This is a genomic window from Methylophaga sp., from assembly GCF_965655755.1.
Taxonomy (GTDB): Bacteria; Pseudomonadota; Gammaproteobacteria; order Nitrosococcales; family Methylophagaceae; genus Methylophaga.
Genome location: NZ_CBFHHW010000004.1, coordinates 51,068 through 69,983 on the forward strand (window position 1 = coordinate 51,068; position 18,916 = coordinate 69,983).

The window sequence follows — 18,916 nt, forward strand, 5'->3', positions numbered from 1 at the left end:
AAACGATCACGGAAGCGTTTCATGTGTTCCAGTTCCAGTTTTTTCTGTTGGTGAGTTGTGTTCTGACCTTCACCCGCCTCACCCATGCCGTAACCTTTAACCGTTTTCGCCAGAATAACGGTAGGCTGGTCTTTATGTTCAACAGCACGTTTGTAAGCAGCGTAGATCTTACGTGGATCATGGCCACCACGACTCAGCTGCCAGATGTCCTCATCGGTCATATCTGAAACCATATCCAGCAGTTCCGGATACTTACCAAAGAAGTGCTTACGAACGTAGGCACCGTCTTTGGCTTTGTAGTTCTGGTATTCACCATCTACTACTTCTTCCATGCGTTTCAGCAACAACCCTTTGGTGTCACGAGCTAAGAGCTGATCCCAGCCACTGCCCCACAATACTTTAATGACATTCCAACCGGCACCACGGAACAACGCTTCCAGTTCCTGGATAATCTTGCCGTTACCACGGACAGGACCGTCTAGACGCTGTAAATTACAGTTGACGACATAAATCAGGTTGTCGAGTTTTTCACGACCAGCCAGGGTGATTGCACCCAGTGATTCCGGCTCGTCCATCTCACCATCACCCAGATAAGCCCATACATGACGGCCTTCGGTGGCAACAATTTCACGATCCTGCATGTACTTCATGAAACGAGCCTGGTAGATGGCAAGAATAGGACCTAAGCCCATAGATACCGTCGGGAACTGCCAGTAGTCAGGCATTAACCATGGATGGGGGTATGAAGAAAGCCCTTTACCATCGACTTCGAAACGGAAGTTATTTAATTGCTCTTCCGTTAAACGTCCCTCAAGGAAGGAGCGGGCGTAGATACCCGGTGATGAATGGCCCTGAACGAACACCATATCAGCGCCGTTGCCATACTCATCACCTTTAAAGAAGTGATTGAAACCTACGTCATACAAAGTGGCTGCGGAAGAAAAGCTCGCAATATGACCACCTACTGAACCTGGCTTCATATTAGCTTTCTGTACCATCGCCATTGCATTCCAGCGAATGTATGAGCGGAGTTTATGCTCCATCGTCTGATCGCCAGGGATGCGTTCCTGCTGATCAACAGGAATTGTGTTGACGTAGGCAGTGTTGGCGCTGTATGGGAGATTAATCCCAGTACGACGAGCCATATCAATGAGTTTTTCTATAATGTAGTGTGCTTTCTGCTCACCACCGGCCTCAATCACAGACTCGAGCGAATCTAACCATTCCTGAGTTTCCTGTGGATCGTGATCGACAAAATCAGTCATATGTACCTTCTTAAATCATAACGCGATGAATAACAGCGAGACATTGTAACAGCTTTTATTAAAAATCATCTTTCAAACAAGCGCTAAAAGCACCATTCTAGGCACTTTAAATCAAGAAATTTGTTTACTGCCGGAAGGTTACAGATTGGCTGAGTTTCCACTCAGTATTGATGAAATTGCGAAAAGTTTTCTGTTCAGACCCGTTTTTTATTACGGTAGCTATGGCTCAATCTGACGCCGAGTAAACCAGCTAGAATGAATATATAGATGACGGGTTCCCGAATATCAGCCTTCACCAACATCAAAAAGTGAACGCAGGCAGCGATAGCCACAAAATAGGTCAATCTGTGCAGCGTCTTCCAACGTCTGCCGCCCAGACGTTTTACCATTTTGTTGGTTGAAGTAAACACCAGTGGCAACAAGGCGATAAAGTTAATAAACCCCACAGTGATAAACGGTCGCTTAACAATGTCACGCCAGATCTCACTCCAGTCAAAGAACTGATCCAGCCCCAAATAAAGCAGCATATGTACCGTAGCGTAGAAAAATGCATACAGCCCCAACATCCGACGGAACCGGGTTAACTGGTTAATACCCGTCAACCAGCGAAGTGGTGTCACGCAGAGCGTAATGAGCAGAAAGCGTAGTCCCCACAAACCGCTGCTGCGGGTCAGTGTTTCAACCGGATTCACACCGAGTTGATCGGTAAATAGTCCCCAGACAAGTGAGAAAAAAGGATAAAGGCAGACAATAAAAAGCAACACCTTCAGATGTATAAGCTTAATAATGCTGCCTGTATTTCCTTTAGAAATAACGTTTGAGGTCCATGCCTGAATAGAGGTCAGCAACGTGTTCACCATAGCCATTAAACATTAAGGTTTCGCGTTTGAGAAATTCACCGATACGACGTTCTTTACGCTGGCTCCAACGGGGATGATCAACGTTCGGATTCACATTGGAATAAAAGCCATACTCACTCGCATTCGACTTGACCCAAGCTGTCTGTGGCATCGCTTCAACAAAGCGGATACGTACAATTGATTTGATACTCTTGAAACCGTACTTCCAGGGTACAACCAGACGAAGCGGTGCACCGTTCTGGCCCAGCAGCTCTTTACCGTAAAGCCCTACAGAAATAATGGTTAGCGGGTTCATTGCCTCATCAATACGCAGGCCTTCTACATAAGGCCAGTCAAGTACAGCACGACGTTGTCCGGGCATCTGTTCTGGATCATAAAGCGTTGTGAACTCGACATATTTGGCACGGGAATTGGGTTGAGCCTTTTTAAGGAGTTCGCCCAGTGGAAATCCAATCCAGGGAATCACCATCGACCAGCCTTCCACGCAACGCATCCGATAGATACGTTCTTCCAACGTGAACGGTTTCAATAATTCAGCGTAATCATAGACGCCCGGATTATCGCATTCACCGTCAATTTCGATTTTCCACGTCATCGACTCATCCGGAAACTCCGTGGCGTAAAGTGACGGATCGGACTTTCCAGTGCCGAATTCGTAAAAGTTGTTATAGGTTGTAATTTCCTCAAACGTACTTTTTTCTTCATCAGTCGAAAACGGGCTTTTTTTCAAATCATCATAGACTTTCAGGTCTTCGACCGGCTTTGCCAGACTGATCGTTGGCAAAGCACTGGCTAATCCAACCGAAATAGCCGTGTTTAGAAACTGGCGACGATTTTTATAGATCTTGTAATCAGTAACTTCTGACTCGGGTAAATCCCAAGGCTTTTTGTTGCGGATAAACATTTTCTCACCTCAACTTTGACTGCATTTTAGGGCTATCCAGTAATCCATACTTAAATACTTACCAGCGCCCATAAAGAATAAGACCAGCAACATCACAAAATAGGTCGCGGCAAATTCAATCCCATTGTTCAAGACAACGAAATTACCGGTTTCTGTCAGCCAGCTGTAATTACCATGTTCCTGCAAAATGGAACGCGCTTTGTCTAAACGATCGATCGCACCATCCACATTATCTGAAGCAAACGGACTCATTTTGTCATGAATTGCTTGCCAGCCATTGTGCCAATGCACGGTTGTTGCTGCGACAACCATCGTGACCATCAAGGGAACGGATACCCAGCGAACAGCTAGTCCCAAAATTAAGGCAATCGCACCAAAGTATTCGGCACCCCAAGCCATATAGGCCATTACTTCCGGGAAAGGCAGACCGAGACCCCAATCGGGGTTAGCAAACCAGTTGATGGTATTTTCAAGAGAGCTGTCAGCATCAAACGGATTCCATTTGTTGTTGGCAGCTACCCAGAAAACAGGTGCAAGGTATAGACGTAACAACACAGGCGCCAAAAAATCAGCGGCACGCGTTTTGTTCAAAAGGTTTTGGAGACCCTGAGCTAAGCCACATATCGACATTGTTGTTCTCCTTTTGCAAACAGGGGCTCTGATGAGCCCCTATCTGTGTCCATTAAAGCGGGATAATGACTTATTTGTCACCACCACATTTCGCTTCACCACATTTGCCTTCATCTGTTTTCATGTCTTCGCCGCAAGAGCCTTCTTCAGCTTTTTTATCGGCACCACATTTGGCTTCACCGCATTTACCTTCTTCAGTTTTCTTTTCAGCACCGCATTTCGCTTCACCACACTTACCTTCTTCACCGTGATGTTCAGCTAACTGCATGTAACCACTAGAAAGTTCTGCGGAGGCGAATGGGTTGGCTTCAGCACTAGCGATGCTAGGAGACAGAGCCAGACCCGCAGTCATCGCAGCACTGGCAGCAATAGCAATTGATGTTTTCTTTGTTGTAGCCATGGTTTATTCCTTTTTGGTTTGAATATCAAAAAACAACCAGCCATTCATCAGCCAGTCTTGCTAACATAGACTTTTGTGATAAAGATTTGTTACACACGGAATGAAAAAAAACTACGCGTCAACAAAATCAGATGAAAAGGCACTTATAGAAGGCCTTCTGAACGGCGACGCTGCAAGCTTCGAATTCGTAGTTACTGAGTATCACAGTATTATGTTGTCGGTCTCACGCGCCATTGTGGGTGAAGCCTTCGCTGACGAAGTGGTTCAGGAAGCGTGGATATCGGCTATTAAAGCATTGCCCAAGTTTGAGGGTCGCTCCAGTCTCAAAACGTGGCTTTTACATATCACCAGTAACGGTGCCAAAACCCGTCTCAGACGAGAGAGCCGTCAGTTATCGCTTGATGATGGCTGGGAAGCTGAACCAGGTAGTAAATTTGATCACACAGGACATCGTATAGATGATGTGTTGCCATGGAATATCGATACCCCGGAAGCATTGTTGGAAAACGAGCAACTCAAACAGGTTATCGAAAGCTGTTACCAACAACTTCCACCAAACCAGCGTGCCGTGTTGACGATGTATGATATGGAAGGATTTGAAATGTCAGAAGTTTGTAACATTCTGGATCTTTCTGCGTCTAATGTGAGAGTCCTTCTTCATCGAGCACGGACAGCAGTGCATCACAGTATAGATAATTATCGGGAAAGTTAGAAAAATGTTTGAGTGTAAAGATATCGCTGAAGAAGCAAGCAACTACTTAGATGGTGACCTGCCACTGGGTAAACGGGTTGGTTTGTTTTTCCATTTAGTGATTTGTAGCTGTTGTCGTGCTTATATGCAGCAAATTCGTCAGACAATCAAGACCGTCGCCGTGATGCGTCCGCGTGAACATAATCAGGTTGATACCCATGCCCTGGCAGAGCAACTGCGCGGGCTGTCACAGAAAGATTCGTAACAACCCGCTCAATTTTATTTCTGGTATTTTTCTTTCCACTCGCTATAAGGCATGCCGTAAACGAACTCACGTGCTTTGTCATAATCCATCTCGACGCCCTTTTCTTCCGCGGCAGCAAGATACCATTTAGACAGGCAGTTACGGCAAAAGCCTGCCAGATTCATCAAATCGATATTCTGAACATCCGTGTTTTCACGCAAATGCTCCAACAGGCGTCTGAATGCCGCTGCTTCAAGTTCAGTTTGAGTCTGTTGATCCATGATAATCCTCTTCATATAAAAAACATTTAACCGTATGACTGCGGCTTAATTGGGTTAAGTCCGGATACGTTTCGCGACACTTTGACATCACATGTGGGCAGCGCTGGTGAAAGTGACAACCTTTAGGCGGATTAGCCGGTGACGGTAATTCCCCTTCCAATCTGACTGTTTCCTGTCGAGTATCGGCATCAATTGATGGCACTGCTGCCAGTAAAGCTTGCGTATAGGGGTGTTTGGGTGATTTCAGCACCTCATCACGATGCCCCTGCTCAACAATCCGTCCCAGATACATAACGGCAACCCGATGTGCTAAGTAATCCACCACAGCAATATTGTGCGTAATAAATAAATAGGACAGACCAAACTCATGCTGAATATCACGCAGCAGGTTTAAAATCTGCGCCTGCACAGACACGTCAAGTGCACTGGTCGGCTCATCACAGATAATCACATCGGGTTCGGCAGCCAGGGCTCTGGCAATGCAGATACGTTGGCGTTGACCACCTGAAAACTCATGCGGATAACGATGTTTAATATCGGGCCTTAAGCCTACTCGCTCCAGTAACTCATCTACCTTGCGATCCTTTTCCTGCGGATCCTTTATTGCTGAGGTCAGCATGCCCTCTTCAATAACTTGATTAACGGTCATCCGAGGATTCATTGATGAATATGGATCCTGGAAAATGATCTGTAAGGATGAGCGGGTTCGTTTTAAGGCTTTTTCACTAAGCCCATTAAGCACATCACCCTGAAAGCGGACTTTCCCTGAGGTAATAGGCACTAACTGTAAAATGCCTTTCCCCACGGTAGTCTTACCACAACCGGACTCGCCCACTAAAGCCAGGGTCTCAGCACAGCGAAGATCCATAGTGATGTCATCGACTGCTTTTATATGGCCAACCGTCCGTTGCAAAATACCTTTCTTGATGGGGAAATGTACTTTCAATCTATCAACTTCAAGTAAGGCAGTGTCAGTGGGCACTACCTCAGACAATTTGGAGCTGCTCACATGGAGGTCTTTTTGGATCTGCTCTGATTGTATTGCCGGATCGTAGAGATGACATCGCACACCGTGTCCGTCATTATCAATCCACTTTGGCGCTGCATCGTGACAATGCTGCCATGCAAATTCACAACGATCGGCAAACCGACACGCTTTAAACACTTGGTTTAGTGGCGGTACTGTGCCTTTAATAACCGTCAGTTTTTGTTCGCGTTTACGTTCTGAAGGTAAGGCTTCAAATAATTTACGGGTGTAAGGATGCTGAGTATCGTTAAAGAATTGTTCTCTACTCGCGGTTTCAACAATTTCACCGGCATACATGACTGCTACATGATCTGCCATTTGAGCAACGACACCCAAATCATGACTAATCAGTAATATCGCCATGCCGGTTTTCAGCTGAATCGCTTTAAGTAAATCCAAAATTTGTGCCTGGATAGTGACATCCAATGCTGTGGTCGGTTCATCAGCAATCAAGAGTTCTGGGTCGCCCGCCAGAGCCATCGCAATCATTACGCGCTGTTTCATCCCACCGGAAAGCTGGTGAGGATATTCTTTAATACGCTGACTCGGGTCCGGAATGCCAACCGATTTTAATAATTCTATCGAACGGTCATAAATCGCCTTTTTATCCATATCGAAATGCCAGTCGAGCACTTCTGCAATCTGTTGCCCTACGGATAACACTGGATTCAGCGAACTCTGCGGTTCCTGAAAAATCATCGATACCCTACGACCACGGATCTTTTCCATCTCCGCTTCCGACAAGGGCAGTAGATCCTGGCCAGCAAGTTTTACCTCACCGGCGACAATCCGACTTGCCGGATAAGGATTAAGTCGAAGCAAAGACAACGCTGTCATTGATTTACCACAACCTGACTCACCAAGGAGCGCAAACGTCTCCCCACGACGAATGGTGAAACCGACACCATCTACGGCTTTGAAAGGCTGTTCATCATGTCCAAACCAGGTCTTCAGCCCTTTCACTTCCAACAGCATGTCGCTCATCGTGCCCCCTGCATTCTGGGATCAAAGGCATCGCGAACGACATCGGCAAACAAGTTGGCTGCTAGCACCAAAATAAACATGGATATAAAGGCCGCGGTTAATGACCACCACACAACCGGATCTCTTGCCATTTCCAGCCGTGCACTGTTGATCATATTGCCCCAGCTAATCATTGAGGGGTCGACCCCAACCCCAACGTAAGACAAAACCGCTTCAGCCAATACCAGACCGCTAAAATCAAGTACTACGGCAATCATCACCAGATGCATTAAATTGGGCAAAATGTGTTTATGCAGGATACTGAAGTTACTTGCACCTAAAGCACGCGATGCCAGGACATACTCAGCTTCACGTAATTTGAGTGTTTCAGCTCGCAAAATACGACATAATCCGGTCCAGCTGGTAACACCTAAAATGATGCACAAAAACAAGAGACGCATATCAGCTCGTTCGGCAATCGTCTCAAATTGCTCTGGGTTATTGTTCATATAGACTTGCAGAATCAATACTGCTGCGGCGATCAACAAGACGCCGGGAATCGAATTCAATGTGGTGTAAACATATTGGATAACATCGTCAATCCAGCCACGGAAATAACCTGCAGCGATGCCCAGCAAAATAGCCAATGGCAACATCACTAAAGTCGTTATCGTACCGATAACCAGACCTGTTCGAATGCTTTTTAATGCCTGATAAAGCACATCCTGTCCGACTTTATCTGTACCGAAGACATGGTAGTTGGCACTCAAAGCGATTAGATTTGCGGCAATCAGCACTAGAATGAACAACATCAGATAAAACGTTTGCCATGGATAGTCAGACTGCCCTTTTAAAATTCTGGAAGCCTGTGTCACGACGGAACCACCCTTTTGGCGAGAGGCTCCAAAACTATGTATGACGAAAACAAGAAATAGGATCGACACACTCATCAAAGTCGCTCTGATTATAGTTTGCTTAATATCAGCCCATTTATTTTCCGGCAGATCGAGATGAGAGGCACCGTACTCAAGTCTGGGATAATTGTATATTAGCGTCCCATCTTCGGCTGTTTGCATTTCTTTGACATAAAGCTGATGCGCGAAAGGTGCGGAATACGTTTTTTCAACTTGTTCACGTAACGGGGTCACAGCCAGATCAAATAGGCTGATTACTTCTGTTGCGTAGTGGGTTTCAGTGCCCTTGCTATCAGATTCCAGCGCCAGCCTGAAGTGAATGGAATCAGACAAGCCGATTAAGACATAACAGGCGAGAACCATGATTGAAATCATGCCACGTCTGCGTTTCAGAACACTCTTCCACGGTGTGATCAGATGTGGTCGTTTTCTTACGTAAAGGACACCGGCTGCTACCACAGCCAGAAGGAAATAAATTAAAATGTCGGTCCAGAGAAATACGGGCAAAAAGGACATGAGGCGCCTTAAATTTTATTTTCTCAGACTAGAGATATCTATCTTAAGTTCTTTTGGTAAAGAAAATTCGATATCTTCGCGAAGACCTTCTTCTTCTTTTGCCGTCGATACCCCCAGTTCAGACAAACGCTTCACCACATTCTGTACTAAAATCTCAGGTGCTGACGCGCCTGCTGTAAGTCCAATCTTTTGCTTACCTTCCAGCCATTCTGATTGAACTTCATCTGCATTATCAAGCAGATATGCTGTGGTACCGAGTTTTTCTGAAAGCTCGCGTAGACGATTGGAGTTAGAGCTATTAACAGAGCCGACCACAATCACCAGGTCACAGTCTCTCGCCAGACTTTTCACCGCATCCTGACGGTTTTGAGTGGCATAGCAAATGTCATCTTTACTTGGGCCAGTGATGTTCGGAAAATGGTGACGTAAAGCATCAATCACTATTGATGTATCGTCTACTGACAGGGTTGTCTGAGTCACAAAGGCAAGACGATCGGGATTTTTGACCTTGAGGTTTGCTACATCTTCTGGAGACTCGACCAGATACATGCCACCTTCTTTCGATGTATATTGCCCCATGGTTCCCTCAACTTCAGGGTGGCCTTTATGGCCGATCAATATGCATTCCATACCCTGCTTTTCATAGCGTGATACTTCCATATGAACCTTAGTAACAAGAGGGCATGTCGCATCAAATACCTTTAAGCCACGTTGTTTTCCATCTTTCTGAACCTGTTTAGAAACACCATGTGCGCTGAAAATAAGGGTACTGTCATCAGGCACTTCATTCACTTCTTCAACAAAAATAGCGCCTTTGTCACGCAAGCCGTCGACGACATAACGGTTATGCACTACTTCGTGGCGAACATAAATCGGTGCACCAAATAATTCCAGCGCTCTCTCAACAATATCTATGGCACGGTCTACTCCGGCACAAAAACCACGCGGATTTGCGAGGATTAATTCTTTCATTACAACACTGCCTTGGGATATGAGCCCAAAATTCTGAACATAGAAGATTCCTGCTCAAGCTTATCTAAAGCGTGAGCCACGGGTTTTTCATCAATATGGCCATCAATATCGATAAAAAAGACATATTCCCAGATACCTTTTCGGGAAGGTCGCGACTCAATACGAGTCATACTGATGCCACTCTCAGCCAACGGTGTCAGCAAGGTTTGCAGCGCTCCCGGTTTATTCTTGGTAGCAACCAATAATGCGGTTTTATCGACACCGGAAGGGCCGACTTCCTGACCACCTATCACGATAAAGCGAGTGGTGTTGTCGACTTCATCTTCAATATTTTTAACCAATACAGACAGACCATAAATTTCTGCCGCGCTATTAGCGGCAATTGCTGCAGAACCTTCAGGCTCAGCAGCTACTTTTTTGGCCGCTTCCGAGTTGCTGTTTAATGGCAGAAGTCGGGCATTGGGTAACTTTTCTGTCAGCCACTGTCGACATTGCGCCAGAGCTTGAGGATGTGCATAAACTGTATGTACACCACTTAAATCGGTTTCTTTGCTGAGAAGGTAATGATGAATGCGTAAAGTCACTTCACCATTAATTTTCAGCGGCGAACCTATGAAACGGTCCAGGGTATGTGACACCATGCCTTCACTTGAGTTTTCAACCGGGACAACACCGTAACAGGCATTACCAGTCTCTACCGCATGAAATACATCTGCGATTGTGCTCATTGAGTGCAGTTCGACACTGCCACCAAAATGCTTTTGTGCTGCGGCTTGCGTGAATGAACCTTCAGGACCGAGATAGGCCACATCCAACGTTTTTTCTGCCGCAAGGCAAGCCGACATAATTTCACGGAACAATCGCGCCATTTCCCGGGATGATAATGGTCCTTCGTTTCGCTCCATCACATTCCTAAGCACCATCGCCTCACGGTCAGGGCGATAGAAATCAGTGTTTTCACCGTTTTCTATTTTTACCCTTGCGACTTCCTGAGCCATTGCAGTACGCTCGTTTAGCAATTGTTGAATCGTTAAATCGATATCATCAATTTTCTGGCGAATTTGTTCTAGCGCTTTTTGCTCTTTCATCAGCGGTAATTATCCGTGTTGACGCTCGAAGTCGTTCATAAAGGCTATCAAGGCATCAACTCCTGACTCAGGCATTGCGTTGTATATACTTGCACGCATTCCACCTAAATCCCGATGCCCTTTCAGGGTCAGAAGGTTTTGCTCAGCCGCCTGATTGAGAAATAGTTTATCAAGACTATCATCTGCCAGTGTGAATGGAATATTCATCCATGAGCGGTAACGTTTATCGACCGGGTTAGCATAAAATTCACTGTTATCAATTTTCTGATACAGCTTGTCTGCTTTGCGCTGATTAACTTCAGCCATGCCTTCTAAACCACCCTGCTGTTTCAGCCACTCAAATACCAGACCGGCCAGATACCAGCTGTAGGTGGCGGGAGTATTAAACATCGAGCCGTTGTCAGTATGAACCTGATAGTTAAGCATTGTTGGTGTACCCGGTAATACCTCACCCATCAAATCCTTGCGGATAATGACAATGCAAAGTCCTGCCGGACCGATATTTTTCTGTGCGCCAGCGTAAATCATTCCAAAGCGGCTAACATCAATGGGCCGCGATAAAATAGTCGAAGACAAATCAGCCACTAAGGGCACATCACCCACATCAGGGATAGCATCAAATTCCAGTCCGTGAATCGTCTCATTTGGCGTGTAGTGCACATAGGCCGCATCTGGAGACAAATGCCATTCCGTTGGGTCGGCAATCGTTGTAAAACGGTTAGCCGTTGAGTCTGAGACGATGTTCACATCACAAAAACCGCGTGCTTCTTTAATCGCTTTGCCTGACCAGGCACCGGTATTAAAGTAGTCTGCTTTGGTTTTACCCCGCAACAGATTCATTGGAATCATTGGAAATTGCAGCGATGCGCCGCCTTGTAAAAACAGCACGGCATAGTCATCCGGTATTGCCATTAGCTCACGTAAATCAGCTTCAGCTTTTTGCGCGATCGAGGTATATTCCGGACCACGATGACTCATTTCCATCACTGACATACCTGAACCCTGCCAGTCGAGCATTTCCTGCTGTGCTTGTTTCATCACGGCATCCGGCAACATGGCCGGGCCGGCACTAAAGTTATAGGCTCTCAAAATTACGCTTCTGTATCAGAATCTTCGTCACCAGCGGATAGTTCCGCCTCTTCATCACCAACGGGTATTTCGGCGTCTTCCTCGTCTTCCAGTACACGCTCGACCCCAACCAGTTTTTCATTTTTGCTGAGGTTGATAAGTCGTACGCCTTGCGTATTCCGTCCTACCATTGAGACATCTTTAACCGGTGTACGGACCAGTGTGCCCCCATTGGTAATCAGCATGATCTGATCCTCTTCGCTGACTTGAACGGCACCGACAACATTACCGTTACGATCTGATGTTTGGATCGAGATAATACCTTGACCTCCACGGCCCTGTACGCGGTATTCAGCAAGCTGGGTACGCTTACCATAACCAAACTCAGTTGCCGTCAGAATAGCCCCTTCTTCCTGGGCAATAATCAACGAGATAATTTTTTCATCATCTCTGATTCGCATACCGCGAACACCACGCGAAACACGTCCCATTGAACGGACATCCATCTCAGGGAAACGAATGACTTTACCGGTCGAACTGAACAGCATGATGTCTGACATACCATCGGTCACGGCGACATCAACTAATTGATCGTCTTCTTTCAGATCAACAGCAATGATGCCATTGGCACGAGGGCGAGAGTAATCAACCAAAGGCGTTTTCTTCACAGTACCTGAGGCTGTTGCCATAAAGATAAACTTGTCTGCTTCAAACTCACGAATCGACAACACCGCATTAATGCGTTCACCATCTTCTAACGGCAACAGGTTGACGATAGGCTTACCACGTGCAGTTCGTCCGCCCTGTGGCAGTTCGTAGACTTTTTTCCAGTAAACCTTACCGGCACTGGAGAAACACAATAACGTGTCATGGGTATTGGCTATAAACAGATGTTCAATAAAGTCTTCATCTTTCATTGAAGTGGCGGCTTTGCCTTTACCACCCCGTTTTTGCGCCTGATAGGTGCCGAGTTGCTGCGTTTTCGCGTAGCCGGCATGAGACAACGTAACAACCATTTCTTCTTCAGTAATCAAGTCTTCCAAAGTCAGGTCGAGATGATTAGCCAGAATTTCTGTACGACGTTCGTCGCCATATTCAGCGTTGATAGCCACTAATTCTTCACGAATCACAGCCATCAGATTGTCTGGATCACTCAAAATAGCGAGTAATTCACCAATCAGGTCCAGTACTTCACGGTATTCCTGAAGAATCTTGTCTTGCTCTAGACCCGTCAGGCGATGAAGGCGCATATCCAGAATGGCTTGGGCCTGGACCGGTGACAAATAATATAAGTTATCTACCAGACCAAACTGTGCAGCAAGGTCTTCCGGACGTGATGCTTCCGCACCCGCTTCACCCAACATATCGAGAATCATTTCTGATGCCCAGCCGCGAGACAATAATCCTTCTTTTGCCTCTGCCGGATTGGGTGACGCCTTAATCAGCTCGATAACTTCATCTATATTTGCAAGTGCTGTAGACAGGCCTTCCAGAATATGGGCGCGATCACGGGCTTTACGCAAGTCGAATATAGAGCGGCGCGTCACAACTTCGCGACGATGACGGATAAAGGCAGCGAGAATATCTTTCAGATTGAGAGTACGTGGCTGACCATCAACGATAGCGACCATATTGATACCAAATACAGTCTGCATCTGAGTTTGCTGATACAGGTTATTGAGCACAACTTCCGGCACTTCACCGCGACGCAGCACGATAACCATACGCATGCCGTCTTTATCAGACTCATCACGTAGCGCCGTGATGCCATCAATTTTCTTTTCTTTGACCAGTTCCGCAATTTTTTCCAGCAGACGCGCTTTGTTGACCTGGTAAGGCAACTCTTTGACTACGATACTTTGCTGGCCATTTGCCTCATTGGTTTCAATATCAGCACGGGCGCGAATATGAACACGGCCGCGGCCTGTGGCATAAGCTTCAGCTATACCGCGCGCACCGTTGATAATAGCTGAGGTCGGAAAGTCAGGGCCTGGAATATGCTCCATTATTTCCGCAATGCCGATCTCCGGATTGTCTATCATCGCGACAGCGGCATTGAGCACTTCTGTCAGATTATGCGGCGGAATGTTGGTCGCCATACCCACTGCGATACCGGATGAACCGTTAACCAGTAAAGCCGGAATTTTAGTCGGCAGGACGGAAGGTTCATGCTCTGATTCATCGTAGTTGGCAATGAAGTCAACGGTTTCTTTTTCAAGATCCGCCAGCATTTCATGGGTGATTTTCGCCATGCGCACTTCGGTGTAACGCATCGCCGCCGGTGAGTCACCATCGACGGAGCCAAAGTTACCCTGACCATCAACCAGCATATATCGCATGGAGAATGGCTGTGCCATACGAACCATAGTGTCGTATACCGCTGTATCACCGTGAGGGTGATATTTACCGATGACGTCACCGACAATACGCGCTGATTTTTTGTAAGGGCTGTTCCAGCTATTACCCAGCTCGCGCATCGCATACAAAACCCGGCGGTGCACCGGTTTTAATCCATCGCGAACATCCGGTAACGCACGTCCTACGATAACGCTCATCGCGTAATCGAGGTACGATTGCTTCATCTCGGTTTCGATACCTATCGAATCCAGTTCTAAGGCAATTTCACTCATCTATTAGATCGTCCTAGTAACGCACAGGGGAAACTTATTCATCAAAGAGTAATCCTACCACTACCGGCGATTTCCTGCACGCTAAACTCTAACTGCTACCTAGCATCAACTTTTGCAAAATATCCGCTAAAATCCTGCTCCAAGGTCGTCAGAAGCTCCCAAACCCCCTGTTTCCATCCCATCACAACCTTGCCCGGCGTTGCTTCTTCAATATCGACATCAGCTCGTAAACCGGTCTGAAACACCATATTCTGGGGTTGATCTGACGCACTCATAAAGAATTGCATTTCCACCACAGCCTGTGGTGAGTAGGCCGCACGTTTCTCGCCATACAATGCGGTCACAGCAGATTCCAATACGTAATCCGTTTCAATTGAATCGTCGGTCACCACCTGACTGAATAAACCCGTTTTTTGTAACCAGCGACGCAGTTGATTGGTGAACATGTCGTTTGGTGCCGAAAAAAATTCATGTGGTGGCTGTGAGCGGTATTCATTCTCACCTACCCGAAAAACAATTGTTTTGTTTTCAAAGTGAGGAACGACGCGCACCGGCTTAATAAGCAGAACCCGATCACGCGCGAACTCAGTGGTAACGCTACCGCGATCAACATCAATGACATAATAATGAGGTGTGTCATCGTCCTCTTCACCGCCCCCCCAACTAAAACAGGCTGATAACATCAAAGACAAGACAATAATCAACAGCGGTTTGTGTGTGTGAAAAGCTTTATTCAAAATGACTCCTAATCATCTATTATCAAGACAAAACTAAAAACCAAGGCCGGAGTGCCGATATACTACTCAGCAGAACGTCGACAGGCTCAATGAGATTTTAATGGAAAACCTGAAAACAAAAATTCGTGATATTAGTGATTTTCCCAGACCGGGCATCAATTTTAAAGATATCACACCACTGGTGCAGGATCCTGCGACTCTTCGAGAATGTGTAGAAAAACTAATCGCACCTTATAAGAATGTGAAAATCACTGCTATTGCGGGTATGGAAGCGCGCGGTTTTATTTTCGGTTCACTGGCTGCCTGGGAACTGGGGGTTGGTTTTATTCCGCTACGTAAACCGGGAAAGCTACCTTACGATGTGCAAAAAGTGGATTATGATCTGGAATATGGGCAGGCCACATTAGAAGCACATATCGATGCCATTAGTCCCGGCGATAAAATCCTATTGATTGATGATGTGTTAGCAACAGGCGGTACGGCTAAAGCCAGTTGTGATTTAGTTGAAATACTTGGTGGCGAGGTTATCGCGTGCGCCTTTGTCATTGAACTCGGCTTCCTTAATGGGCGTTATCAACTAAGTAACTATCCTATCCACACTTTACTGACTTACTAACTATGCGAAAAATCTTTTTCATCACTCTTATCTTTGCCCTCCCCGTATCGGCAGAACAGTTTCAGGCGCCGGTGACAGATACACAGTGGCAGGTAATTGAGTCACCTCTGGAATGCTCTCTGATGCAAACGATTCCCGACTTTGGTAAAGCCGGTTTTTATCGTCGCAATGGCGGTGGTTTGTCACTGACTTTTAACACTCACTCTCATGCAGCAAAACAAGACAAGGTACGATTTCAAATAGCAGCTGCACCTTGGCAAAACAGTGATGACCGTCATACGCTTGTCTCTAAACCTACTCATACCGGTCAAACAGAGTTTTCAATCGATGGCGTTTTAGCTCAGCAAGCCTTATCTCAAATGCAGGAAGGCCGCTTTCCGGTAATCGAGTACCGCTCACAGTCCTATAGCAACGAAGTCACTGTGATGTTATCCACTATCAAATTCAATGATTCAATGGACTCCTTCCAGCAGTGTCTGAGTAATCTGCATGCAGACACTTTCGATGAAATCAGTAAGCTCACTGTTTACTTCGAACTCGAACAGGCAGAACTTACGCCTGCGGCGAAAAAGGCACTGTCGCGTCTCGCTGATTATGCCAAGGTCGATGACACGATCAGACAGATTAGAATTGCCAGCCATACCGATAACCATGGGCGTCGCCGTCTAAACGGACCTCTATCAGATGCCAGAGCATTAAACATCAAACGTTTCCTGATAAACGAATACGAAATTCCCGAGACTTTAATCAGTATCAATTCCTATGTTGATGTTAAGCCTGCTGCAAGCAATAAAACACCGCTTGGCAGAGCAAAAAACCGTCGTGCGGAAATTACACTCATTCGTTAACCCTTCCCGCTGACATCAAATGATGTCACCATTGAGGATTGTTTGTCGATGCTCCTCTGAGCCAAGGTAAGGAATGAATCAAGAAGCTGTTGTCGCCCTATCGATGATCGGTATTGTTGCGATTGTCTGTCAGTGGTTTGCGTGGTGGATAAAACTCCCAGCAATCGTGTTTTTGTTAATTGCAGGTATTGTACTTGGTCCCCTGACAGGCTGGCTTGATCCGGAAGCCTTGTTTGGTGATTTACTGTTTCCGATGGTGTCGCTAGCTGTTGCCGTCATATTATTTGAAGGCAGTCTTACCCTTCGGTTTGAAGATATCCGGGGCTTACAGAAAGTTGTCAGGAATATTCTCACCATTGGCGTGATGATTACCTGGAGTTCCATTGCTGTCGCAACGCATTACCTACTGAATTTCTCCTGGGGTTTATCAATTCTTTTTGGCGCCATCATGGTAGTAACGGGGCCAACCGTGATTGTACCGATGCTAAGAACAGTCCGACCTAACGCTAAGATTTCAAACGTCCTACGATGGGAAGGAATTGTAATTGACCCCCTCGGTGCCATTCTGGCGGTATTAGTATTCGAAGTTATACTCTCGATCCAGCTACAGGGACATGCGTCAGTCGGCCATACCATTTATATGTTCGGCAAAACACTTGTGGTAGGCCTCTCTATCGGCGCCCTCACCGGTTACCTGTTTGGCATTGTTCTACGTAAACACTGGTTGCCAGAGTATCTTCACAATGTCACCACATTGGCTTTAGTGTTCGGAACATTTGCCATCTCCAATGAGATTTCTGAAGAGTCAGGTTTGTTAACCGTCACAGTGATGGGTATCTGGCTGGCAAACATGAAAAACGTATCCATGGAAAATATTCTGGACTTTAAAGAAGATCTCAGCATTTTGCTGATTTCCGGTCTATTTATCTTACTTGCTGCAAGGTTAAACTTTGAGGCCTTCCAGCAACTGGGAATGGGCACTGTCATGCTATTTTTGTTCATCCAGTTCATTGCTCGTCCCGTAAAAGTGTTTTTGTCGACGATTGGCTCTGATCTGACCTGGCAGGAAAAAAGCATGATCAGCTGGATTGGACCACGCGGTATCGTGGCAGCTGCGATATCAGCACTGTTTGCTCTGCGCTTACAAGACATTGGCGTTGAAAATGCTGAACTGCTGGTACCGTTGGCCTTTGCCATCATTATCGGGACGGTTCTGCTGCAAGGCTCAACTGCTAAGTTCATTGCTAAACGGTTAGGTGTTGCAGAACCTGATGACAGTGGTTTTTTGATTATTGGTGCAAACACTGTAGCCCGAGTCATAGCTCAAGCTTTAAAAGATAATGGCTTCAGAACGCGTTTAACCGATGGAAGTTGGACTAATGTTAAAGAAGCTAGAATGAAAGGACTAGATACCTATTTCGGGAACGCTGTGTCTGAACATGCTGACCGCCATCTGGATCTGATAGGGTTAGGTCAGGCACTCGCTTTAACACCACAAAGCGAATTGAATGCACTGGCCGGACTCAGATACAAAAACGAATTTGGCAGCAATCAGATCTATTTTCTCTCCACCGACAAGGAAAAAGACAAAGAACGCAGCGAATCCAAGTCTCGCAAAGCGGTCAGTCATGATTCACATGTCCTTTTCGGTGACGAAATCACCTATGCCAAACTGGCGAGTCAGATTTCGCGTGGTGCCAAAGTGAAACAAACTAAGCTAACTGAAACCTTCACTTTTGAAGATTATCTCGAGCAGCATGGCCGTCGTGTCACCCCTTTGTTTGCTTTCAATGCCCGACGAAGACTCCGGTTTTTTACTGCAGCAGACAATCCACAGCCAGAAACAGGATGGACAGTGGTGTCTTTAGTTCAGGACAACACCGATCCCGCTCCGAGTGAAGTCGAGGCGCCGACTAATGATGACGGGAATTTGGATGAAAATCGCCTGCCCTCATAAACCAAGTTGCTTGAATTAAACCAAAGATCTGCCAAGGATGGCCGATAGATCGAATACAAACCCAAAAGAATATGCTGAAACAATATGGCTGAAAGAGAAAAACAAGACATCGATAAAGCAGAAGGCAATGAAGCTGAAAATGAAGGCGAAACAAAAGGTGGAAAAAAAGGACTCAGCACCGCTTTATTAATCAAAGTAGCTATTGGTTTGTCGGTGGTGCTAATTGCACTGATGGTATTTTTATTCTTTTTCAGGAACGATGACAGCACTTCAGAAAAGGCCGCTCAGGAAATGGTTGAACAAAC

18 protein-coding genes and 1 pseudogene are annotated in these 18,916 nt (G+C 46.1%); 6 read left to right on the top strand and 13 right to left on the bottom strand.

The genetic code is table 11. The features are described 5' to 3' along the window. From aceE to ACTF5U_RS02555, 5 genes and pseudogenes are all read right to left on the bottom strand, one after another. Positions 1-1,265 (bottom strand): annotated as a pseudogene (aceE, locus tag ACTF5U_RS02535) (pyruvate dehydrogenase (acetyl-transferring), homodimeric type); the annotation flags it as partial. 194 nt (positions 1,266-1,459) lie between these two features. Next, positions 1,460-2,125, bottom strand: coding sequence for a sulfite oxidase heme-binding subunit YedZ (locus ACTF5U_RS02540; RefSeq protein WP_438970067.1), 666 nt, complete (start codon positions 2,123-2,125; stop codon positions 1,460-1,462). Then, positions 2,070-3,029 carry a protein-methionine-sulfoxide reductase catalytic subunit MsrP gene (msrP, locus tag ACTF5U_RS02545; protein ID WP_438970068.1) on the bottom strand — a complete coding sequence of 320 codons (960 nt, stop codon included), beginning with the start codon at positions 3,027-3,029 and terminating at the stop codon, positions 2,070-2,072. Before msrP ends, ACTF5U_RS02540 begins: the two co-directional genes overlap by 56 nt. Positions 3,030-3,038: 9 nt before the next feature. Further along, positions 3,039-3,659, bottom strand: coding sequence for an HvfX family Cu-binding RiPP maturation protein (locus ACTF5U_RS02550; RefSeq protein ID WP_438970069.1), 621 nt, complete (start codon positions 3,657-3,659; stop codon positions 3,039-3,041). Positions 3,660-3,729: 70 nt separating this feature from the next. Continuing rightward, complete coding sequence (locus ACTF5U_RS02555; protein WP_438970070.1) at positions 3,730-4,059, bottom strand: HvfA family oxazolone/thioamide-modified RiPP metallophore; 330 nt, start codon at positions 4,057-4,059, stop codon at positions 3,730-3,732. A gap of 100 nt (positions 4,060-4,159) precedes the next feature. Between ACTF5U_RS02555 and ACTF5U_RS02560 the strand changes: the two genes are divergently transcribed. Together ACTF5U_RS02560 and ACTF5U_RS02565 are read left to right on the top strand one after the other, a co-directional pair. Further along, positions 4,160-4,771, top strand: coding sequence for an RNA polymerase sigma factor (locus ACTF5U_RS02560; protein WP_438970071.1), 612 nt, complete (start codon positions 4,160-4,162; stop codon positions 4,769-4,771). Between the two features lie 4 nt (positions 4,772-4,775). Beyond that, complete coding sequence (locus ACTF5U_RS02565; protein ID WP_438970072.1) at positions 4,776-5,015, top strand: hypothetical protein; 240 nt, start codon at positions 4,776-4,778, stop codon at positions 5,013-5,015. A gap of 14 nt (positions 5,016-5,029) precedes the next feature. On the opposite strand, the gene ACTF5U_RS02570 is transcribed toward ACTF5U_RS02565, so the two are convergent. The 8 genes from ACTF5U_RS02570 to ACTF5U_RS02605 form a co-directional block, all read right to left on the bottom strand. Then, positions 5,030-5,275, bottom strand: coding sequence for a DUF1244 domain-containing protein (locus tag ACTF5U_RS02570; RefSeq protein WP_438970073.1), 246 nt, complete (start codon positions 5,273-5,275; stop codon positions 5,030-5,032). Next, positions 5,253-7,286 carry an ABC transporter ATP-binding protein gene (locus ACTF5U_RS02575; protein WP_438970074.1) on the bottom strand — a complete coding sequence of 678 codons (2,034 nt, stop codon included), beginning with the start codon at positions 7,284-7,286 and terminating at the stop codon, positions 5,253-5,255. The genes ACTF5U_RS02570 and ACTF5U_RS02575 overlap by 23 nt, the downstream gene beginning before the upstream one ends. Further along, the gene (locus ACTF5U_RS02580; RefSeq protein ID WP_438970075.1) at positions 7,283-8,695 is read right to left on the bottom strand and encodes an ABC transporter permease; all 1,413 of its coding nucleotides are present in this window, start codon (positions 8,693-8,695) and stop codon (positions 7,283-7,285) included. Before ACTF5U_RS02580 ends, ACTF5U_RS02575 begins: the two co-directional genes overlap by 4 nt. A 15-nt stretch (positions 8,696-8,710) precedes the next feature. Then, positions 8,711-9,667, bottom strand: a complete 957-nt coding sequence (gene ispH / locus ACTF5U_RS02585; protein ID WP_438970076.1) for a 4-hydroxy-3-methylbut-2-enyl diphosphate reductase — start codon at positions 9,665-9,667, stop codon at positions 8,711-8,713. Beyond that, complete coding sequence (pheA, locus tag ACTF5U_RS02590) at positions 9,667-10,755, bottom strand: prephenate dehydratase (protein ID WP_438970077.1); 1,089 nt, start codon at positions 10,753-10,755, stop codon at positions 9,667-9,669. The genes ispH and pheA overlap by 1 nt, the downstream gene beginning before the upstream one ends. Positions 10,756-10,764: 9 nt before the next feature. Then, positions 10,765-11,793, bottom strand: a complete 1,029-nt coding sequence (gene serC / locus ACTF5U_RS02595; protein ID WP_438970078.1) for a 3-phosphoserine/phosphohydroxythreonine transaminase — start codon at positions 11,791-11,793, stop codon at positions 10,765-10,767. 53 nt (positions 11,794-11,846) lie between these two features. Then, on the bottom strand, positions 11,847-14,453 hold the full coding sequence (gene gyrA / locus ACTF5U_RS02600) for a DNA gyrase subunit A (protein ID WP_438970079.1): 2,607 nt from the start codon (positions 14,451-14,453) through the stop codon (positions 11,847-11,849). 95 nt (positions 14,454-14,548) lie between these two features. Continuing rightward, positions 14,549-15,190 (bottom strand): ABC-type transport auxiliary lipoprotein family protein, encoded by a 642-nt coding sequence (locus ACTF5U_RS02605; RefSeq protein ID WP_438970080.1) that lies wholly within the window; start codon positions 15,188-15,190, stop codon positions 14,549-14,551. Between the two features lie 100 nt (positions 15,191-15,290). Between ACTF5U_RS02605 and ACTF5U_RS02610 the strand changes: the two genes are divergently transcribed. The 4 genes from ACTF5U_RS02610 to ACTF5U_RS02625 form a co-directional block, all read left to right on the top strand. Continuing rightward, complete coding sequence (locus ACTF5U_RS02610) at positions 15,291-15,806, top strand: adenine phosphoribosyltransferase (protein WP_438970081.1); 516 nt, start codon at positions 15,291-15,293, stop codon at positions 15,804-15,806. 2 nt (positions 15,807-15,808) lie between these two features. Next, the gene (locus tag ACTF5U_RS02615) at positions 15,809-16,654 is read left to right on the top strand and encodes a flagellar protein MotY (RefSeq protein ID WP_438970082.1); all 846 of its coding nucleotides are present in this window, start codon (positions 15,809-15,811) and stop codon (positions 16,652-16,654) included. Positions 16,655-16,727: 73 nt separating this feature from the next. Next, a complete protein-coding gene (locus ACTF5U_RS02620) occupies positions 16,728-18,611 on the top strand; it encodes a cation:proton antiporter (protein WP_438970083.1) in 1,884 nt (627 codons plus the stop codon). Between the two features lie 84 nt (positions 18,612-18,695). Further along, positions 18,696-18,916: hypothetical protein (locus ACTF5U_RS02625; protein ID WP_438970084.1), on the top strand; the 221-nt coding region annotated here is incomplete at its 3' end.

Bases quoted from the DNA above. Each gene is read 5' to 3' on its own strand.
- ACTF5U_RS02570 (WP_438970073.1), bottom strand. From the start codon at position 5,275: ATGGATCAACAGACTCAAACTGAACTTGAAGCAGCGGCATTCAGACGC.
- ACTF5U_RS02560 (WP_438970071.1), top strand. From the start codon at position 4,160: ATGAAAAAAAACTACGCGTCAACAAAATCAGATGAAAAGGCACTTATA.
- gyrA (WP_438970079.1), bottom strand. From the start codon at position 14,453: ATGAGTGAAATTGCCTTAGAACTGGATTCGATAGGTATCGAAACCGAG.
- pheA (WP_438970077.1), bottom strand. From the start codon at position 10,755: ATGAAAGAGCAAAAAGCGCTAGAACAAATTCGCCAGAAAATTGATGAT.
- ACTF5U_RS02615 (WP_438970082.1), top strand. From the start codon at position 15,809: ATGCGAAAAATCTTTTTCATCACTCTTATCTTTGCCCTCCCCGTATCG.
- ACTF5U_RS02565 (WP_438970072.1), top strand. From the start codon at position 4,776: ATGTTTGAGTGTAAAGATATCGCTGAAGAAGCAAGCAACTACTTAGAT.
- ACTF5U_RS02550 (WP_438970069.1), bottom strand. From the start codon at position 3,659: ATGTCGATATGTGGCTTAGCTCAGGGTCTCCAAAACCTTTTGAACAAA.
- ACTF5U_RS02575 (WP_438970074.1), bottom strand. From the start codon at position 7,286: ATGAGCGACATGCTGTTGGAAGTGAAAGGGCTGAAGACCTGGTTTGGA.
- ACTF5U_RS02580 (WP_438970075.1), bottom strand. From the start codon at position 8,695: ATGTCCTTTTTGCCCGTATTTCTCTGGACCGACATTTTAATTTATTTC.
- ACTF5U_RS02620 (WP_438970083.1), top strand. From the start codon at position 16,728: ATGAATCAAGAAGCTGTTGTCGCCCTATCGATGATCGGTATTGTTGCG.
- ACTF5U_RS02610 (WP_438970081.1), top strand. From the start codon at position 15,291: ATGGAAAACCTGAAAACAAAAATTCGTGATATTAGTGATTTTCCCAGA.
- ispH (WP_438970076.1), bottom strand. From the start codon at position 9,667: ATGAAAGAATTAATCCTCGCAAATCCGCGTGGTTTTTGTGCCGGAGTA.
- msrP (WP_438970068.1), bottom strand. From the start codon at position 3,029: ATGTTTATCCGCAACAAAAAGCCTTGGGATTTACCCGAGTCAGAAGTT.
- serC (WP_438970078.1), bottom strand. From the start codon at position 11,793: ATGAAACAAGCACAGCAGGAAATGCTCGACTGGCAGGGTTCAGGTATG.
- ACTF5U_RS02540 (WP_438970067.1), bottom strand. From the start codon at position 2,125: ATGGTGAACACGTTGCTGACCTCTATTCAGGCATGGACCTCAAACGTT.
- ACTF5U_RS02555 (WP_438970070.1), bottom strand. From the start codon at position 4,059: ATGGCTACAACAAAGAAAACATCAATTGCTATTGCTGCCAGTGCTGCG.